This is a genomic window from Thiobacillus denitrificans ATCC 25259 (assembly GCF_000012745.1).
Lineage (GTDB): Bacteria > Pseudomonadota > Gammaproteobacteria > Burkholderiales > Thiobacillaceae > Thiobacillus > Thiobacillus denitrificans_B.
This window is the reverse complement of the sequence record NC_007404.1, coordinates 1,234,312-1,251,924: the sequence shown is the minus strand read 5'-3', so window position 1 is coordinate 1,251,924 and position 17,613 is coordinate 1,234,312. Positions and strand designations below refer to the sequence as shown.

Annotated in this window: 16 protein-coding genes; all 16 read right to left on the bottom strand. The window is 67.6% G+C overall.

Going from position 1 to position 17,613, the window contains the following annotated elements; all coding sequences use genetic code 11:
• Positions 1-24: 24 nt before the first annotated feature.
• Positions 25-870, bottom strand: a complete 846-nt coding sequence (locus tag TBD_RS05990) for an ABC transporter ATP-binding protein (protein WP_011311702.1) — start codon at positions 868-870, stop codon at positions 25-27.
• Positions 867-2,006, bottom strand: coding sequence for a dihydrolipoyllysine-residue succinyltransferase (gene sucB, locus TBD_RS05985; protein ID WP_011311701.1), 1,140 nt, complete (start codon positions 2,004-2,006; stop codon positions 867-869). Before sucB ends, TBD_RS05990 begins: the two co-directional genes overlap by 4 nt.
• A complete protein-coding gene (locus TBD_RS05980; RefSeq protein WP_041432422.1) occupies positions 1,996-4,689 on the bottom strand; it encodes a 2-oxoglutarate dehydrogenase E1 component in 2,694 nt (897 codons plus the stop codon). Before TBD_RS05980 ends, sucB begins: the two co-directional genes overlap by 11 nt.
• A gap of 13 nt (positions 4,690-4,702) precedes the next feature.
• On the bottom strand, positions 4,703-5,998 hold the full coding sequence (gltA, locus tag TBD_RS05975) for a citrate synthase (RefSeq protein ID WP_011311699.1): 1,296 nt from the start codon (positions 5,996-5,998) through the stop codon (positions 4,703-4,705).
• Positions 5,995-6,288, bottom strand: a complete 294-nt coding sequence (locus TBD_RS05970; protein WP_238376503.1) for a succinate dehydrogenase assembly factor 2 — start codon at positions 6,286-6,288, stop codon at positions 5,995-5,997. Before TBD_RS05970 ends, gltA begins: the two co-directional genes overlap by 4 nt.
• Before the next feature lie 13 nt (positions 6,289-6,301).
• Positions 6,302-6,997 carry a succinate dehydrogenase iron-sulfur subunit gene (locus tag TBD_RS05965; protein ID WP_011311697.1) on the bottom strand — a complete coding sequence of 232 codons (696 nt, stop codon included), beginning with the start codon at positions 6,995-6,997 and terminating at the stop codon, positions 6,302-6,304.
• 88 nt (positions 6,998-7,085) lie between these two features.
• A complete protein-coding gene (gene sdhA, locus TBD_RS05960) occupies positions 7,086-8,840 on the bottom strand; it encodes a succinate dehydrogenase flavoprotein subunit (protein ID WP_011311696.1) in 1,755 nt (584 codons plus the stop codon).
• Positions 8,837-9,196, bottom strand: a complete 360-nt coding sequence (gene sdhD, locus TBD_RS05955) for a succinate dehydrogenase, hydrophobic membrane anchor protein (protein WP_011311695.1) — start codon at positions 9,194-9,196, stop codon at positions 8,837-8,839. The genes sdhA and sdhD overlap by 4 nt, the downstream gene beginning before the upstream one ends.
• Positions 9,193-9,573 carry a succinate dehydrogenase, cytochrome b556 subunit gene (gene sdhC / locus TBD_RS05950; RefSeq protein ID WP_011311694.1) on the bottom strand — a complete coding sequence of 127 codons (381 nt, stop codon included), beginning with the start codon at positions 9,571-9,573 and terminating at the stop codon, positions 9,193-9,195. Before sdhC ends, sdhD begins: the two co-directional genes overlap by 4 nt.
• 17 nt (positions 9,574-9,590) lie before the next feature.
• Positions 9,591-10,814 (bottom strand): malic enzyme-like NAD(P)-binding protein, encoded by a 1,224-nt coding sequence (locus tag TBD_RS05945; protein ID WP_011311693.1) that lies wholly within the window; start codon positions 10,812-10,814, stop codon positions 9,591-9,593.
• Positions 10,815-10,887: 73 nt separating this feature from the next.
• Positions 10,888-11,598, bottom strand: a complete 711-nt coding sequence (locus tag TBD_RS05940; RefSeq protein WP_011311692.1) for an RNA polymerase sigma factor FliA — start codon at positions 11,596-11,598, stop codon at positions 10,888-10,890.
• A complete protein-coding gene (locus TBD_RS05935; protein WP_011311691.1) occupies positions 11,588-12,259 on the bottom strand; it encodes a hypothetical protein in 672 nt (223 codons plus the stop codon). The genes TBD_RS05940 and TBD_RS05935 overlap by 11 nt, the downstream gene beginning before the upstream one ends.
• A 3-nt stretch (positions 12,260-12,262) precedes the next feature.
• Positions 12,263-13,390 (bottom strand): flagellar biosynthesis protein FlhF, encoded by a 1,128-nt coding sequence (flhF, locus tag TBD_RS05930; protein WP_011311690.1) that lies wholly within the window; start codon positions 13,388-13,390, stop codon positions 12,263-12,265.
• On the bottom strand, positions 13,387-15,465 hold the full coding sequence (flhA, locus tag TBD_RS05925; RefSeq protein ID WP_011311689.1) for a flagellar biosynthesis protein FlhA: 2,079 nt from the start codon (positions 15,463-15,465) through the stop codon (positions 13,387-13,389). Before flhA ends, flhF begins: the two co-directional genes overlap by 4 nt.
• Positions 15,462-16,247, bottom strand: a complete 786-nt coding sequence (locus tag TBD_RS05920) for an EscU/YscU/HrcU family type III secretion system export apparatus switch protein (protein ID WP_011311688.1) — start codon at positions 16,245-16,247, stop codon at positions 15,462-15,464. Before TBD_RS05920 ends, flhA begins: the two co-directional genes overlap by 4 nt.
• A gap of 61 nt (positions 16,248-16,308) precedes the next feature.
• Positions 16,309-17,583 carry a glucose-1-phosphate adenylyltransferase gene (locus TBD_RS05915; RefSeq protein WP_081430025.1) on the bottom strand — a complete coding sequence of 425 codons (1,275 nt, stop codon included), beginning with the start codon at positions 17,581-17,583 and terminating at the stop codon, positions 16,309-16,311.
• Positions 17,584-17,613: the final 30 nt, after the last annotated feature.

Below are 17,613 nucleotides of genomic sequence, written 5' to 3'. Positions count from 1 at the left end.
TGGCGTCTGGCTCGCGCGCGGCGCTCAGCGGTCGCCCGTCCCGAGCTCGAGTTCGTCGCGGTAGGGCCGGCTTGGATACTGGAAGCGCACCGGGCCATCGGGCTCGGCATGGACGAACTGGCGCACGAAGGGATCGTCGGAGTCGATCATGCCCGCTGCCTCCCCTTCGGCCACGACCACGCCCTCGTGCAGGAAGTACACGTAGTCGGCGACCTTGAGCGATTCCGAGACGTCGTAGGTCACGAAGATCGACGTCAGGCCGAGCGCGTCGTTCAGACGGCGGATCAGGTCGCCGATCGTGTTGAGCGAGATCGGATCGAGACCGGCGAAAGGCTCGTCGTACATGATGAGCATGGGGTCGAGCGCAATCGCGCGCGCGAGCGCGACGCGCCGCTCCATTCCGCCCGAGAGCTCGCGCGTGCGCAGCGCACAGGCGCCGCGCAGGCCGACGGCGTGGAGCTTCATCAGGACGAGGTCGTGGATGACGTCCTCAGGCAGGTCGGTGTGCTCGCGCATCGGGTAGGCGATGTTGTCGAACACCGACAGGTCGCTGAACAGGCCGCTGACCTGGAACATCATGCCCATCTTGCGTCGCATCGCGTAAAGACCGGCGTTGTCGAGTTCGTGAACGACTTGCCCGTCGAAACGCACGCGCCCGCGCGCGGGCTGCAGCTGGCCGCCGAAGTGCCTGAGCAGCGTCGTCTTGCCGCAACCGCTGACGCCGAGGATCGCGACCACCTTGCCGCGCGGAATGGCGAGGGAAACACCCTTCAGAACGGCTTTGCCATCGAACGCGAAATGCAGGTCTTCGACCTCGAGCAGCGTGCTAGACGCCCGATCTGCCTCGCTCCGCTGATCCGGCCGCGTCATGCGCGGTATTCCGGCAGCGGCGCGTCGGGCGCTTCGAGCGCCGCCTTGACCGCGACCAGGAACTGCACCGCGTCGCGGCCGTCGATCAGCCGGTGGTCGTAGGTCAGCGCGAGATACATCATGGGCCGGATCACGACCTGGCCATGCTCGGCGACCGGCCTTTCCTGGATCGTGTGCATGCCGAGAATCGCCGACTGCGGCGGATTGAGGATCGGGGTCGAGAGCAGCGAGCCGAACACGCCGCCGTTCGTGATCGAGAACGTCCCGCCGGCGAGCTCCTCGAGCGCGAGCTTGCTGTCGCGTGCGCGCCGCGCGAAGTCGGCGATCGCGCGTTCGATTTCGTCCGACGAGAGCTGCTGCGCGCGGCGCAGGATGGGCACGACGAGTCCGCGCGGGCTCGAAATCGCGATGCCGATGTCGGCGTCGCCATGCCACACGATGTCATTGCCGTCGATCCGCGCGTTGACGATCGGGAAGGCTTCGAGCGCCCGGCAGACCGCACGCACGAAGAACGACATGTAGCCGAGCTTGACGCCGTGGCGGACCTCGAAGTCGGCCTTGAAGCGCTGGCGCAATTCGTTCACGGGTTGCATGTTCACTTCGTTGAACGTGGTGAGCATGGCCGCCGTGTGCTGTGCCGCGACGAGGCGCTCGGCCACGCGCTGGCGCAGACGCGACATCGGCTCGCGACGGCTCTCGCCCGGCTGCGCGGCGGCACGGGCCGGAGGCGGGGCGACCCGCGGCTGCGGCGCGGTGGCCGTCGCCACGCGGGGAGGCGGCGCCGCCACTGACGGAGACTCCGCCGGCGCTGCGGCCCGAGCGGGCGCAGTCGCGGCCGGGGGCGCCGGCGCGGGCGCGGCAGGCGTCGCGTTTTCGCGCGCGCCCGCCGCGGCGGCCTCGCCAGTCTCGATCAGGGCAATGACTTCGTCCGCCCTGACTTCGGCGCCCCCCACCGCGCGCACCTCGACCAGCGTGCCTGAGGCCGGCGCGGGGATTTCGAGGATGACCTTGTCGGTCTCGAGATCGACCAGCGTCTCGTCGCGCGCGACCGTGTCGCCGACCGCCTTGCGCCACGGCAAAAGCGTGCCGCTGGCGACCGAATCCGACAGCGTGGGCACGCGTACTTCAAACTTCATACGAGGTCTCCAGGGCGTCGCGCAGCAGCGCTTCAAGTTCGGCACGATGGCGCGAGATGTAGCCCGACGCGGGCGCCGCGGCCGCGGGCCGGCCGGCGTAGTGGAAACGTCGTCCGGCCGGGGCGCAGCGATTGAGGTGGTGCAGCGTCTGATACCAGGCGCCCTGGTTCATCGGCTCTTCCTGTGCCCAGACCAATGTTCCGGCGAGCGGATAGACGTCGAGCACTGCGCCGAATTCGGCGTCCGGGAAGGGATAGAGCTGCTCGATGCGCACGAGTGCGACATCGTCGAGGCCGCGGGCAGCCCGGGCCGCTTCGAGGTCGAACCAGACCCGGCCGCTGCACACGACGACGCGCCGCGCCTCGCGCGGCTGGCGCGGATCGTCGATGACCGGCAGGAAGGCGCCGTCCGAGAGGTCGGCCAGCGACGAGGTCGACGCCGGGTGGCGCAGCAGGCTTTTCGGGCTCAGAACGACGAGCGGCTTTCTGAGCGGGCGCAGCAGTTGCCGCCGCAGGAGGTGGAACATCTGCGCGGGCAGCGTCGGCACGCAGACCTGGATGTTTTCCTGTGCGCACAGTTGCAGGAAGCGTTCGAGGCGCGCCGACGAATGTTCGGGCCCCTGCCCCTCGAAGCCGTGCGGCAGCATCAGGGTGAGGCCGCAGAGCCTGCCCCACTTGGCTTCGCCGCTGGTGATGAACTGGTCGATGACGACCTGTGCGCCGTTCGCGAAGTCGCCGAACTGCGCCTCCCACACGACGAGCGTGTCGGGATCGGCCGTCGAATAGCCGTACTCGAACGCGAGCACGGCTTCCTCCGACAGCAGCGAATCGATGATCGTGAAGTTGCCCTGGCGCGCGTGGATGTGTTCGAGCGGCACGTAGACCCCACTCTGCCGGCGTTCGCGCTTCTGGTCGTGCCACACCGCGTGGCGGTGGAAGAAGGTGCCGCGTGCCGAGTCCTGGCCCGAGACGCGGACGTTGTAGCCGACGTCGAGCAGGCTCGCGTAGGCGAGGTTCTCGGCGTAGCCCCAGTCGACCGCGAGTTCGCCCGCACGCATGCGCCGGCGGTCGTCGAGCACCTTCTGCACGCGCGGATGCAGCTCGATCTCGTGCTCCAGCGTCGTGATGCGCTCGCCGAGAAAGTCGAGGCGCGTCGCGGAAATACCCGGCGTCGCGGCGCCCGCATCGCCGCGGAAGCGGCTCCAGTCGGTGGCGAAGGTTTCCTTGAAATCGGACAGTGCCGGCGCGCTCAGCGGCCTGCCGTGCTCGAGGCGCTCGCGACACACGTCGACCAGATCGTCGGCCTCGGCCTGGGTCAGCACGCCCTCGTCGACCAGGCGCTGGGCGTAGAGCGTGCGCGTGCTCGGATGCGCCTGCACGCGCCGGTACATCAAGGGCTGGGTGGCCAGCGGCTCGTCCTGTTCGTTGTGGCCGTGACGGCGATAGCAGACGAGGTCGATGAAGACGTTCTTGTGGAAGGTGTAGCGGTAGTCGACCGCGGTTTGGACCGCGAACGCGACCGCCTCGGGGTCGTCGCCGTTGACGTGCAGGACCGGCGCTTCGACCATCTTCGCGACGTCGGTGCAATAAAGCGTCGAGCGCACGTCGCGCGGATCGGATGTAGTGAAGCCGATCTGGTTGTTGATGACGACGTGGATAGCACCGCCGTTGCGGAAGCCCCGCGTCTGCGACATGTTGAGGCTTTCCATGACGACGCCCTGCCCCGACAGCGCCGCGTCGCCGTGCAGGATCACCGGCACGACCTCGTAGCCGAGCACGTCGCCGCGCCGGTCCTGGCGCGCACGCACCGAGCCGCGCACGACCGGGTGCACGATTTCGAGATGCGAGGGATTGAAGGCGAGCGCGAGATGGACCGGCCCGTAGTCGGTGCCCATGTCGGTCGAGAATCCCTGATGGTATTTGACGTCGCCCGACAGCGGTGTCTCGGGATGGCCGTCCTGCGGCTCGTCGTACAGGCTGTCGACCGTGCGGCCCATGATGTTGACGAGCACGTTGATGCGGCCGCGATGCGCCATGCCCATGACGATTTCCTTCGCGCCGTGCCGTGCGCAGCGGGCGATCACGTGGTCGAGCAGCGGGATCAGGCTTTCACCGCCTTCGAGCGAAAAACGCTTCTGCCCGACGTGGCGCGTGTGCAGGAATTTCTCGAGCGTCTCGGCGTCGGTCAGTCGCTTGAGCAGGCGTTTTTTCTGCGCCGCCGTGACGCCGAAACGGCCCTGCGCCGATTCGATGCGTTCCTGCAGCCAGCGCTTGCGCGTGACCTCCGTGATGTGCATGTATTCGACGCCGACGTGGCCGCAGTAGGCGCTGCGCAAGCGCTGCAGGATGTCGTCGAGCGTCGTGCGCTCGACCCCGAACAGCGAGCCGGTATCGAATTCGCGCGTGAGGTCGGCGTCGGTCAGGCCGTAGTGTGCGGGATCGAGTTCGGGGGTCGACGGCGGCTCGAAACGGCGCAGCGGATCAAGCGCAGCCTGGCGAACACCCAGATAGCGATAGGCGTTGATCAGACGCAGGACGGCGACCTGCGCGGCGTCCGATTCGTCAGTCGCGGCCGACACCGGTCGGCCGAGCCAGGCCGCGAGGGCGGCGTCGCCGAACTGCTCGAGATACGCCGCGTTGCCCGAGTAGAGCGGCGAGGTCGAAAGCCAGTCGGGCGCGCTCATGCCGGCGGCGAGCTCAGGCCCTGCGCTGGTCGAGCGGCACGAAGTCGCGTCGCGCCGGACCCGCGTAGAGCTGGCGCGGGCGGCCGATCTTGTGCGCCGGGTCGGATAACATCTCGTGCCACTGCGCGACCCAGCCGGCCGTGCGCGCCATCGCGAACAATGCCGTGAACATGCTGGTCGGAATACCCATCGCGCGGAAGATGATGCCCGAATAGAAGTCGACGTTCGGATAGAGTTTGCGCTCGATGAAGTACTCGTCCTCAAGCGCGATGCGCTCGAGCTCGAGCGCGATCTTGAACTGCGGATCGTCACGCAGGCCAAGCTCGTCGAGCACCTCGTAGCAGGTGCGGCGGATGATCGCCGCGCGCGGGTCCATGTTCTTGTAGACGCGATGACCGAAGCCCATCAGGCGGAAAGGATCGGATTTGTCCTTCGCGCGCTTGATGAAATCGGGAATCTTGGACGCGTCGTCGATCTCCTCGAGCATGCGGAGCACGGCTTCGTTGGCGCCGCCGTGCAGCGGCCCCCACAGCGACGCCATGCCGCTCGCGATGCAGGCGTAGGGGTTGGCGCCGCTCGACCCGGCGAGCCGTACCGTCGAGGTCGACGCGTTCTGCTCGTGGTCGGCGTGCAGGATGAAGATGCGGTCGAGCGCGCGCGCCAGCACCGGGTTGGGCACGTATTCCTCGCAGGGGCTCGAGAACATCATGTACATGAAGTTCTCGGCGTAGGACAGGCGGTTCTGCGGGTAGACGAAGGGCTGGCCCTCGTTGAACTTGTACGCCCACGCGGCGACGGTCGGGATCTTGGCGATCAGGCGGTGGGCGACGATCTCGCGGTGCTCGGGATTGAAGTTGTCGAGGCCGGCGTGATAGAAGGCCGACATCGCGCCGGTCACGCCGATCATCACCGCCATCGGGTGCGCGCTGCGGCGAAAGCCGCGGAACACGTTTTCGATCTGGTCGTGCAGCAGCGTGTGGTGACGGATCGACTGCTCGAACCCGGCCTTCTGTTCCGCCGTCGGCAGTTCGCCGTGCAGCAGCAGGTAGCTGACTTCCATGAAGTCCGACTGGTAGGCGAGTTGGTCGATCGGGTAGCCCCGGTAGTACAGCAGGCCTTCGTCGCCGTCGATGTAGGTGATCGACGAGGTACAGCTCGAAGTCGCGGTGAAGCCCGGGTCGTGCGTGAAATAGCCGTGTGCGCCGAGGGCGCGGATGTCGATCACGGGCTTGCCGTAGGTGCCCTCTTCGATCGGCAATTCAATCGCGGGACTGCCGTCGCTGAAAGTGAGGGTGACGGTTTTCTTCATTTTGCTTCTCGAAAATTTTTCAGGCGTTGAATGAGCGCGTCGACGTCGGCATCGTCCGGCGCCGAGCGGCCGTGCAGCCTGTCGAGGATTTCCATGTCCGACAAGGCCAGGAGGCGCACGAACGCGGCGGTCTCACGAGACCGAAGTGTAGCGCGCTGCGCGGCCCAAAAGCCACCCAGCCAGAGATCCAGCTCGAGCAGGCCGCGACGGCAGCGCCAGGCGATCCGGGCGCTTTGCAGGTTGCCCGCGTCGTCGGGAAAATTTCCCCCTGCGCCTTCGGCATCATCCACCGCCGGCCGTGACTCAGACACGGCGTTTGGCCAGCAGCGTGCGGATCCGCGCGATCGCCCCCGCAGGGTTGAGGCCCTTGGGGCAGACGTCGACACAGTTCATGATGCCGCGGCAACGATACAGCCGGTAGGGATCCTCGAGGTTGTCGAGGCGCGCTGCGGTCGCTTCGTCGCGCGAGTCGGCGATGAAGCGGTAGGCCTGCAGCAGTCCGGCTGGGCCGACGAACTTCTCCGGGTTCCACCAGTACGAGGGACACGACGACGTGCAGCAGGCGCACAGGATGCATTCGTAGGCGCCGTCGAGCAGCCCGCGGTCTTCCGGGCTCTGCATGCGCTCGACTTCGGGCTCGGGATCGTCGTTGATGAGCCAGGGCTTGATCGAGCGGTACTGCCTGTAGAACGGCTCCATGTCGACGACGAGATCGCGGATCACGGGCAGCCCCGGCAGCGGCCGCACCTCGATCGGCTCCTTCAGTTCGGACAAGGGCGTGATGCAGGCGAGCCGGTTCCTGCCGTTGACGTTCATCGCGTCGGACCCGCACACGCCCTCGCGGCACGAGCGGCGCAACGACAAAGTTTCGTCCTGAGCCTTGATCGCGAGCAGCGCGTCGAGCAGCATCTTGCCGGCCGGGTCGATGTCGAGCTCGACGTCCTGCATGAAGGGTTTTTTGCCGGACTCCGGAGAGTAGCGGTAGACGCGGAATTTCATATCGGCGTCCTACGCCAACGCCGTGAATGCCGTCCAGTATGGGCAATGGCTTCGCGTTTCGCCCGTTGCTTAACCCGCCCCTGAACCATCAATACACCCTCTCCTTCGGCCGTATCGACTCCACGGTCAACGGCTTCAAGCGCACCGGCTTGCTATCCACCTGATCCCCCTCGCGCGAATAGAGGGTGTGCCTGAGCCAGTTCTCGTCGTCGCGTCGCGGGAAGTCCTCGCGCGTATGGGCGCCGCGGCTCTCGGTGCGGTGGATCGCCGAGACCAGGGTCGCGCGCGCGACCCCGATCAGGTTTTCCAGCTCGAGCGCTTCGATGCGCGCCGTGTTGAAGATGCGGCTGGTGTCCTGCAGGCCGGCGTGCGCGAGCCGCGCTTCGAGCAGGTCGAGTTTGCGCAGGCCTTCGCGCAGGCTCGTCTCGGTGCGGAAAACGCCGGCGTGCGCGCCCATCATGCGCCGCAGGTCGTCGGTGATCGCGGCGACGCGTTCGCCGCCCGGGCGCTCCCAGCGCGCGAGGCGCTGCAGGCTCGCTTCGGCGGCATTCTCGGGCAGCGCGCGCGGGTAGGGGTTGTCGCGCAGGTAGTCGAGCATGTGCCGGCCCGCGGCGCGGCCGAAGACGATGAGGTCGAGCAGCGAGTTGCCGCCGAGGCGGTTCGCGCCGTGCACCGACACGCAGGCACACTCGCCGACGGCATAGAGGCCGGGCACCGGCTCCTCGGGGCCGAAGCGCGCGGGGGCGACGACCTGGCCATGCAGGTCGGTCGGAATGCCGCCCATCATGTAGTGCGCCGTCGGTGCGACTGGAATCGGCTTCTCGACCGGGTCGACGCCGGCGAAGCGGATCGCGAGTTCGCGGATGCCCGGCAGTTTCTCCGAAATGGTCTGTTCGCCGAGCTGGTCGATCTTGAGCTCGACGTAGTCCGCCCGGGGCCCGCAGCCGCGCCCTTCCGCGATCTCGATCGCGATCGCGCGGGCGACCACGTCGCGGCCGGCGAGGTCCCGGGCGTGCGGTGCGTAGCGCTCCATGAAGCGCTCGCCGTGACGGTTCAGCAGGTAGCCGCCCTCGCCACGCGCGCCTTCGGTAATAAGGCTGCCGACGCCGGCGATCCCGGTCGGGTGGAACTGCCAGAACTCCATGTCCTGCAGCGGCAGGCCGGCGCGCAGGACCATGCCGAGGCCGTCGCCGGTGTTGATCATCGCGTTGCTGGTGTTGCCGAAAATGCGCCCTGCCCCGCCCGTCGCGAGCAGCGTCGTGCGCGCCTCGATCAACACCGGCTCGCCGGTTTCGATGGAAAGCGCGGTCACGCCGAGGCAGTAGCCCGCGTCGTCGCGCACGAGGTCGAGCGCGAAGTATTCGTCGAAGAATTGCGTGCGGTGCGCGATGTTCTGCTGGTAGAGCGTGTGCAGCAGCGCATGGCCGGTGCGGTCGGCCGCGGCGCAGGTGCGCGTCGCCTGCTCGCCGCCGAAGTTTTTCGACTGCCCGCCGAAGGGCCGCTGGTAGATCCTGCCATCGTCGAGCCGCGAGAACGGCAGCCCCATGTGTTCGAGTTCGTAGACGGCCGACGCCGCCTCGCGGCACATGAACTCGATCGCATCCTGGTCGCCCAGCCAGTCGCCGCCCTTGACCGTGTCGTACATGTGCCATTCCCAGCGGTCGTCGTCGACGTTCGCCAGCGCCGCCGTGATGCCGCCCTGTGCAGAAACGGTGTGCGAGCGTGTCGGGAATACCTTCGACACCACGGCGACCTTGTGGTCCGAGCGCGCAAGCTGCAGCGCGGCGCGCAGGCCGGCACCGCCGCCGCCGACGATCAGCGCGTCGAAGCGGCGCCGGTTCACGCCGCGCGCCCGAAGACCGGGCCGAACAGGATCGCGGCGAGCCACGCGACACTCGTCGCCAGGGTGCCGATCACGGCCATATATATCGTCAGGCGCAGTCCGGTCGCATGGACGTAATCCATCAGGATGTCGCGCACGCCGACCCAGGCGTGAAGGGCCAGCGCGCCGGCCGCGAGCAGCATCAGCAGACGCAGCCAGAGCGGCGCGAGCAGCGCCTGCCAGGCGGCGAAGTCGAGCGGCGGCGCGGCGAGAAAGCGCAGCAGCAGGAGCGGCAGGGCCAGCGCGAGCACGACCGCCGTCGCGCGCTGCACGAGCCAGGTTCCGGTCCCCGTGTGCGAGCCGGTCGCGGCTTTCATCCGAACAGTCTCCACGCGGCGAGGCCCGTCGCGAGCCCCGCCGCGACCATCACGGCGAGGCTGCTCCGGCGCGCCGACGCGAGGTCTTCGCCCCAGTGCACGTCGAGCGCCAGGTGGCGCAGCCCGGCGAAGAAGTGATGGCTCGCGGCCCAGACCAGCACCAGCGTGGCGGTGCGCGCGAGCGGATGCGCGAAGACCTCGCTGACGTACCGGTAGCCCGCCTCGTCCGACAGCGAGACCGAGAGCAGCCATACGCCCGTCGGCAACGCGAGAAACAGCAGCGCGCCCGACACCCGGTGCAGGATCGACACCCAGCCCGGCAGGGGCAGATGGATGCGGAACAGATCGAGATAAACGGGGCGCGGGACGGGCTTCACGGCCGTGTTTTGTTCGCTCAGCGCCGTTTTCTGACGGCCTTCCGGGCCGCCTTGGCGACGGCCTGCGGCACACGCTCGGCCAGCCGCGGGTCGAAAGGCTTGGGCAGGATGTAGTCCGGTCCGAACTTGAGTTTCTTCAGCTGATAGGCCTTGAGCACCGCAGCCGGAACCGGCTCGCGCGCGAGTTCGGCGAGCGCGTTGACGGCGGCGATCAGCATGTCCTGCGTGATCTCGCGTGCGCGCGCATCGAGCGCGCCGCGGAAGATGAAGGGAAAGCCAAGTACGTTGTTGACCTGGTTCGGATAGTCGGAGCGTCCGGTCGCCATCACGAGGTCGCTGCGCGCGGCCATCGCCTTCGCCGGCGAGATCTCGGGATTCGGGTTGGCGAGCGCGAAAACCACCGGGTTGTCGGCCATGCTCTTGACCATGGCCGGGCTCACGAGGTCGGCGCCCGAGACGCCGACGAACACGTCGGCGCCGTTCATCGCGTCCTCGAGCGTACGCAGTTTGGTCGCGCGGGCGAAACCCTTCTTGAAGGCGTTCAGGTCGGTGCGCCCCTTGTGCACGACGCCCTTGGAATCGACGAGCAGGATGTTGGACTTCCTCGCGCCCATCGCGAGCAGGAGCTTCATCGACGCGATCCCCGCGGCGCCCGCGCCGAGGCAGACGATCTTCGCACTGTCGAGCGTCTTGCCCTGGACGTGCAGCGCGTTGATGAGCCCCGCGCAGATGATAACGGCGGTGCCATGCTGGTCGTCGTGGAACACCGGGATGTCGAGCTTCTTCTTCAGCGCGGCTTCGATCTCGAAGCAGTGCGGTGCGGCGATGTCCTCGAGATTGATGCCGCCGAAGGTCGGCGCGATCGCCTCGACGACCTTGATGAAGTCCTGCGGCGTTCTGGCATTGACCTCGATGTCGTAGACGTCGATGTCGGCGAATTGCTTGAAGAGGACGGCCTTGCCTTCCATGACCGGCTTCGCGGCGAGCGCGCCGCGGTCACCGAGTCCGAGAATCGCGGTACCGTCGGTGATCACGGCGACGAGATTGCCCTTGTTGGTGTAGTCGTAGGCCTTGGCGGGATTCTTCGCGATCTCCAGCACCGGCTGGGCGACGCCCGGGGTATAGGCGAGCGAGAGGTCGGCCTGGGTCGCGCAGGGTTTCGACGAAACGACTTCGAGCTTGCCAGGTCTGGGCAGGCGGTGGTAGTCGAGGGCTTTTTTCTTGAGGGAGGCTTGGCTCATGGAAAGACGGCGAGCGGATTGACGAAGCCGCCATTATCGCGGATTTGACCGCGCATGTCGGCGCGGGCCGCGGTCAGTCTTTCCAGATCTTGAGTTGCGCGCGCAGCCGCGCGACGGCCTGCGAGTGCAGCTGGCATACGCGTGATTCGGAGACGCCGAGCACCGCGCCGATCTCCTTGAGGTTCATGTCCTGCTCGTAGTACATGCCCATCATGCTGCGCTCGCGCTCGGGCAGGTGATGGATCGCTGCGATCAGGCTGGCGCGGAAGCCCTCGTCCTCGAGCACCGCGAGCGGATCGTTGCTGCCGTCGACGAGATAGCGTTCGAGAAAACTCGCGCTGTCCTCGTCGGAAAAATCCTCGTAGTAGAGCAGCTGCGAGCATTTGACGTCGCCAAGCATCGACTGGTACTGATCGATCGGAATGCCGAGTTCGGCCGATATTTCCGACTCGCTCGGCGCCTTGCCGTGCCGCTGTTCGAGCTTGTGGATCGCCGCTTCGATCTGCCGTGACTTCTGCCGTACGTGGCGCGGCAGCCAGTCCGCCTCGCGCAACTCGTCGAGCATCGCGCCACGGATGCGCTGCGTCGCATACGACTCGAATTGCGCACCCTGCGTGCCGTCGAAGCGCGATACGGCGTCCATGAGGCCGATCAACCCGACCTGGATCAGGTCGTCGACTTCGACGCTGGCCGGCAGGCGCGCCATCATGTGATACGCGATGCGCTTGACCAGCGGTGCATATTTGGTGATCTGCTCGTCCTGCGACGATGGTTTACCGACCATGATTCGGGTTTGCCCCTTTGTTATAAAAAGCCGTCAAACGGCCCTCCTCCGCGCTCATTCTAACGGCAAGCGCGGCAAAAGCGTCAGTCTCTGCAGCCACGCTGCATACCGTATCGGAGAACGCCGCGGCGAGAAAGTTGCCGCTTGCGGCAAGCACACGCGCACAGGCGGCGGGGTCGCCGAAAAGTCCAACGCCGGCCACGGCCGGGCGCTGCGCCAGGGTTTTCACGAGACGGTATGCGTAGTGTAGTGATTCGACAGAAGCCTGCACCTCGATCGCAGCGAGATGCGTCGCCCCGGGCATCAGGACCAGTTCGGGTATGTCGGGTGCGGCGTCGACGACGACGAGGTCGTAGCGCCGCGCCAGCGCGGCGAGCGCCGGCTCGTCCAGCCTCGCCCCCGGCGCGCGCCAGCCCGCCCCGTAGGACATCGGCAATGTCAGCGCTTGTCCACGCTCGAGCTGCTGGCGCCAGCCGAAGAGATTGCGCGCCGAGTCGCTGAACTGACGGTCCTGCGTGTCGATCAGCAGCACGACCGGGCCGTGCGCATGCAAAGCCTCGGCGAGGCGCGGCGCGGACTGCGGCGATGCGGAAAACACCATGACCGCGCGCGTGGCCAGGCGGGCGGCGCGCCGGCGCAGACCGGCGGCCTGGTCAGTCACCGCTCATCCCCGCATCGCGGCACGCTCGTCGCGCTCGGCTTCGACGCCGGCGAACAGCGGCCAGTCCTCCGCTTCGAGCGCGTAAGGGGTGGCGAGCCGTCCCCCTTTCAGCGCGCGGTCGACGAGGTAGGCCGCGCTCGGCCGATGCAGGTCCTCGGGCACGCGCTGGCCGCCAGTCACATACGCCAGCGCCAGACGGTGGCGGATCAGGCTGTCGAGCGCGGCGCCCAATTGCGGAGTTTCGTCGAGCTTGGTGAGAATGCACGCCTTCGCCCCGCGGCCGAAGCGCGCCATCGCCTGCTCGATCGCGGCGCCCTGCTGAGACGCGGCGACGACCGCGAGCCGCTGGACGCCGATGGCGTCGAGGCGATCGAAGGCTCGGCTGCGGGGATCGGAAGGCGCGAAACCCGCGGTATCGATCAGCACGAGCGTGTGGGCCGACAGGCGCGGCAACAGATTTGCCAGTTCGTCCGGGTCGCCGGCGAGATGGAGCGCGACGCCGAGCAGCTCGGCATAGACGGCGAGTTGCGCGTGCGCACCGACCCGGTAAGGGTCCGCGGCGACGAGCGCCACGCCCTCGCTGCCGTGGTGCTCGACAGCGCGTGCTGCGAGCTTCGCCAGCGTCGTCGTCTTGCCGCTGCCGGTCGAGCCGACCAGCGCATAGCACCCGCCCGCATCGAGTAGCTCGTCTTGCGCGGCCACGCACGGCAGGTTGCGGATCAGCACCTGGCGGAGCCAGCGCTGCGTGGCGTCGTCGTCGAGTCCGCGCGGCAGCCGTGCGGCGAGCGTGCGCGCGAGCGTGCTGCCGAATCCGGCGGCGAACATCGACTGCAACACCATGACACGGCGCGGATCGCGCCGGCGGGCGCTGCCCCACGCGAAGCCCGCGAGCTGGTTCTGCAGCAGTCCGCGCAGACGCGACAACTCGTTCAGGATGCGTGAGCCGCTTGCGCCCTCGGTCGCGAGGTCCGCTGCGTCGGGCGCAGCCAGTTCAGCGTAGGCACTGGCGAGCAGCTCGACGCCCTGCGGATGCGGACGCGTCGACAGCACGACGGCGTCGTCGCCGAGCGCCTGCCGTACGCGCGCCAACCCCTCGCGTGCGGTGGTGGCGACGAATGTCTGTACGCTCATGGGGTCTCCCCGATGCTCAATTCAACGTTCACCTGGACCGTCTTGTCGGCCGGTACCTCGGCGTAGGCGATCACCGCGAGCCGCGGCAGCGTGCGACGCAGCAGCCGCGAGAGAATCGCACGCAGGCCGGGCGAGGTCAGCAACACCGGCGGATGGCCTCCAGCCTCGTGTTCGGCGACCGCCTGCTCGGCCGCACCGTTCAGCGCGTCGAGGGTGCTCGGCGCCAACAAGGCCTCGCCCTCGTCGCCCATTTCATAGAGCAGACGGCTTTCGGTCGTCGGCGCGAGACCGATGACGAGCAACGTGTCGCTGCCCTCGAACAGGCGATCGACGATGCTGCGGCCGAGCGCCGCGCGCACGGTTTCGACGAGATCGTCGATGTCCTGCGTTTTGGGCGCCCGCGCCGCGAGCGTCTCGAACAAGGTGCGGGTATCGCGGATCGGGACGTTCTCGGCGATCAGTTGCTGCAGGATGGCCTGCACCGTGGTCAGGGGCAGATGGCGCGGCGTCACGTCCTCGACGAGCCCGGGATGGCTGCGCGCGAGCGCATCGAGGAGCTGCTGGACCTCGGTCCGGCCGAGCAGCTCCGGCGCGTGCTGGCGGAAGACGGCCTCGACCTGGCGGGCGATCAGTTCGGCCGGTTCGAGCACGACGAAGCCGCGCAGTTCGGCTTCCTCCACGCGCGCCGCGTCGATCCAGACGCCCGGGAGATGCATCAGCGGGTCGACGCCCGGCGTGCCGTCGATACGGCCAAGGACGTCGCCCGTGTCGACCGCGAGGATCTGGCCGGTCGGCATCTCGCCGTGCGCGACGTCGACGCCCTTCAGCGTGATGCGGAAGGTGTTGGGCTTGAGGTCGAGGTTGTCGCGCACGCGGATGAGCGGCACGACGAGGCCCATGTCGGTCGCAAAACGACGGCGCGACTCGGTGATGCGCGTGAGCGCCGCACCGCCCTGGTTGCGGTCGACGAGCGGTATCAGCCGGTAGCCCACCTCGAGCGCGAGGACGTCGACGGGCGGAATGTCGTCCCAGGTCACATCGACCGGGAGGGCCTCTTCTTCGATCGGCGGCAGCGGCGTGCTGTCGAAAGCGGCGCTTTCCCGGTGCCGTGTGAGCCAGAGCGCGAGGGCCGCGAGGACGGCCGCGATCGTCAGAAACGCGACGTGCGGGGTTCCGGGAATCACGCCGAGCGCCGCGAGCACCGCGGCGGCGACGTAAAGGGTCTGCGGCCGACCGAAAATCTGGGTCGAGAATTCTCGCGACAAATCCTGCTCGCTCGACGCGCGGCTGACGACGATGCCCGCCGCGGTCGAGATGATCAACGCGGGAATCTGCGTGACCAGGCCGTCGCCAACGGTCAACAGCGCGTAGCGCGCGAGCGCCTCGCCGACGCCGAGATCGTGCTGCAAGAGGCCGACCGCGATGCCGCCGATCAGGTTGACGAGCAGGATGATCATGCCGGCGATCGCGTCGCCGCGCACGAACTTCGACGCGCCGTCCATCGCCCCGTAGAAGTCGGCCTCGCGGCCGATCTCGGCGCGACGCATGCGCGCTTCCGATTCGTCGACGAAGCCGGCGTTGAGATCGGCGTCGACGGCGAGTTGCTTGCCGGGCATCGAGTCCAGCGTGAAGCGCGCCGCGACCTCGGCGATCCGTCCCGCGCCCTTGGTGATGACGACGAAATTGATGATGACGAGTATCAGGAAAACGACGAAGCCGACCGCGATGTTGCCCCCGACGAGAAAATTGCCGAACGACTCGATCACCTTGCCGGCCGCATCCGGGCCGGTATGCCCCTGCATCAGGATGATGCGCGTCGACGCGACGTTGAGCGAAAGCCGCAGCAGCGTCGTCAGCAGCAGCACGGTCGGAAAGACCGAGAAATCGAGCGGGCGGCGCGCGTTGAGGCTGACGAGCAGCACGATCATCGCGAGCGCGATGTTGAGCGTGAACAGCACGTCGAGCATGAAGGTGGGCAGCGGCAGCACCATCATCGCCAGGATCAGCAGCACCAGCAGCGGCACCGCGACGCGATTGACCGGCATGCCCATGAGCATCACGCCTTGCGCGTTCATCCGATCACCTCGTCGATCACGGGGTGCTCAGCAGTTGCGGGCCGGGGCCTTGCGCCCGCCTGCTGTTGCCGTCCACGCAACTGCGCCCGGATCTCGGGATGCACCTCGGCTTCGCGTGCCTCGGCCAGCACCTCCTGCCAGGTCATGGCATGACGGCGCAGATAGCGCAGCCATTGCCATCCCGCGTCGAGCGCGGCGACGAGGGCGAGCCCAGCGACGAGCGCGAGCACGCCGTGCCCCAGCCAGCCGGCGGCGGCTTCAGGTGCGGCATCCGCGGCGATCGCGTCGAGCGCGGCGATGCCCGGCGTCGATGCGCCGAACGCCCACCACACGGCGAGCGCGGCGAGTGCGACCTTGAGCAGCGTGAGGGCGAGGTCGGCGACGGAATCGAGGGAGAACAGGCGTGCGACCGCGTGAAACGGATGACGGCGGCGCGGATGGGACCCTGGGGCGTAGACCCAGCGGGAGAGCAGCAGCGGCGCAATCAGCGCCGCGACGAAGACGGCACCGAGAACCGGCAGTACGGCCCAGAGCGCGCTGCCCACGGCTTCGACGACGGCCGGCGAAAAAGGTTTGGCAGCATGCTGCAGAGCCGTGGCGACAAGCGTTTGCAAGGAACCGAGCAGCCGGGGCCCCTGCCAGCTCAGCACACCGATGGCGGCGAGCAGCACGAGCCAGGCGGCGAATTCGGAGGAACGCGGCACATCGCCGGCTGCGCGCGCGTCTTGCAGGCGCCGCGCGCTCGCCGGTTCGGTGCGGGACAGGTCGTTCTCCTCAGCCATGCGGGTCTCGGGTTTTGCGCGAGTCTAGCACGGCTGCCCGCCGGGTCCGGCTCCTAAGGCGCTACTCCGAATAGCCGCCGCTGTGGCGCGAGGCCTCGCGCGCGTAGAAGCGCACGTCGCCGAGCGGCGCGACGACGACCCCGCCTTCGGTGACGTGGTAGCCGGCCGCGCGGTCGGCATCGTGGTCGTAGCCGATCCGCGCGCCGGGCGGAACGACGTTGTGGCGGTCGATGATCACGCGGCGCAGCTTCGCGCCGGCGCCGATACAGACGTAATCCATGATCACGCTGTCCTCGATTTCGGCGCCGGGCTCGACGACGACCTCCCGGCGAAGGATCGAGTTGCGGATTTTTGCGCCGGTCACGATCGTCGCCGCACCGAGCAGGACGTTGTCGAGTTCCGCGCGCAACACACGTGCCGTCGGACCCTGATAGTGGCTCGAATAGATCGGCCACTGCGGGTTGAACGCGTCGAAGCGCGGTTCGAGTCCGAGCACGTCGAGGTGGGCGTCGAAGTAGGTGTCGAGCGTGCCGACGTCGCGCCAGTAGGCCTGTTCCTCGTAGCGCTTCGTTCCCGGCACTTCGTTGGTCGCGAAGTTGTAGGCGTAGACGCCGTGGCTCTGTGCGAGGCGCGGCAGGACATGCCGGCCGAAATCGGTCTCCCCGCGCCGGTGCGCCTCCTCCAGCGCCTCGCGCAGCACGTCGGCGTTGAAAAGATAATTCCCCATCGACGCGTAGGCATGGTCGGGATCGTCCGGCATCGGTTTTGCCGCCTTGGGTTTCTCGTCGAAGCCGATGATCCGGTTTTGCGCGTCGGTCTCGATGATGCCGAAACTCGACGCCTGGTTTAGAGAAACCGGCAAGGCCGCGACCGTCGCCTCGGCATCGTGCTCGCAATGGAAGCGCACCATCTGCCGCACGTCCATGCGATAGATGTGGTCGGCGCCGAATATCGCGACGAGGTCGGGACGGTGCATGTTCATCAGGTCGAGGCTCTGGTAGACCGCGTCCGCGGTTCCCCCGAAAACGGTCGACGTCTTGGTCATCTGCGGCGGCACCACGGTCAGGAACTGATCGGCAAACAGCGAGGTGACGGTCCACGCCTTGCGCACGTGTTCGATCAGCGACTGCGGCCGATACTGCACGAGCACGTAGATCGAGCGGATGTCGGAATTGGTCAGGTTGCTCAGTACGAAATCGACGATGCGGTAGCGGCTGCCGAAGGGAACGGCTGGCTTGCAGCGATCCGCCGTCAAGGGCTGCAGACGCGAGCCCTCACCTCCTGCCATCACAAACGCCACCACCTTTTTTTCTCGTCGGCGTCTTTCAAGTGTCATCATTCATCGCCTTTGCTTACCGGTGTGTCC

Coding starts and splice junctions, on each gene's coding strand:
- gltA (WP_011311699.1), bottom strand. CDS start 5,998: ATGAAGAAAACCGTCACCCTCACTTTCAGCGACGGCAGTCCCGCGATT.
- TBD_RS05965 (WP_011311697.1), bottom strand. CDS start 6,997: ATGAAATTCCGCGTCTACCGCTACTCTCCGGAGTCCGGCAAAAAACCC.
- TBD_RS05980 (WP_041432422.1), bottom strand. CDS start 4,689: ATGAGCGCGCCCGACTGGCTTTCGACCTCGCCGCTCTACTCGGGCAAC.
- sdhD (WP_011311695.1), bottom strand. CDS start 9,196: ATGAAAGCCGCGACCGGCTCGCACACGGGGACCGGAACCTGGCTCGTG.
- TBD_RS05940 (WP_011311692.1), bottom strand. CDS start 11,598: ATGGTCGGTAAACCATCGTCGCAGGACGAGCAGATCACCAAATATGCA.
- TBD_RS05990 (WP_011311702.1), bottom strand. CDS start 870: ATGACGCGGCCGGATCAGCGGAGCGAGGCAGATCGGGCGTCTAGCACG.
- sucB (WP_011311701.1), bottom strand. CDS start 2,006: ATGAAGTTTGAAGTACGCGTGCCCACGCTGTCGGATTCGGTCGCCAGC.
- TBD_RS05915 (WP_081430025.1), bottom strand. CDS start 17,583: ATGACACTTGAAAGACGCCGACGAGAAAAAAAGGTGGTGGCGTTTGTG.
- TBD_RS05920 (WP_011311688.1), bottom strand. CDS start 16,247: ATGGCTGAGGAGAACGACCTGTCCCGCACCGAACCGGCGAGCGCGCGG.
- flhA (WP_011311689.1), bottom strand. CDS start 15,465: ATGAACGCGCAAGGCGTGATGCTCATGGGCATGCCGGTCAATCGCGTC.
- flhF (WP_011311690.1), bottom strand. CDS start 13,390: ATGAGCGTACAGACATTCGTCGCCACCACCGCACGCGAGGGGTTGGCG.
- TBD_RS05945 (WP_011311693.1), bottom strand. CDS start 10,814: ATGAGCCAAGCCTCCCTCAAGAAAAAAGCCCTCGACTACCACCGCCTG.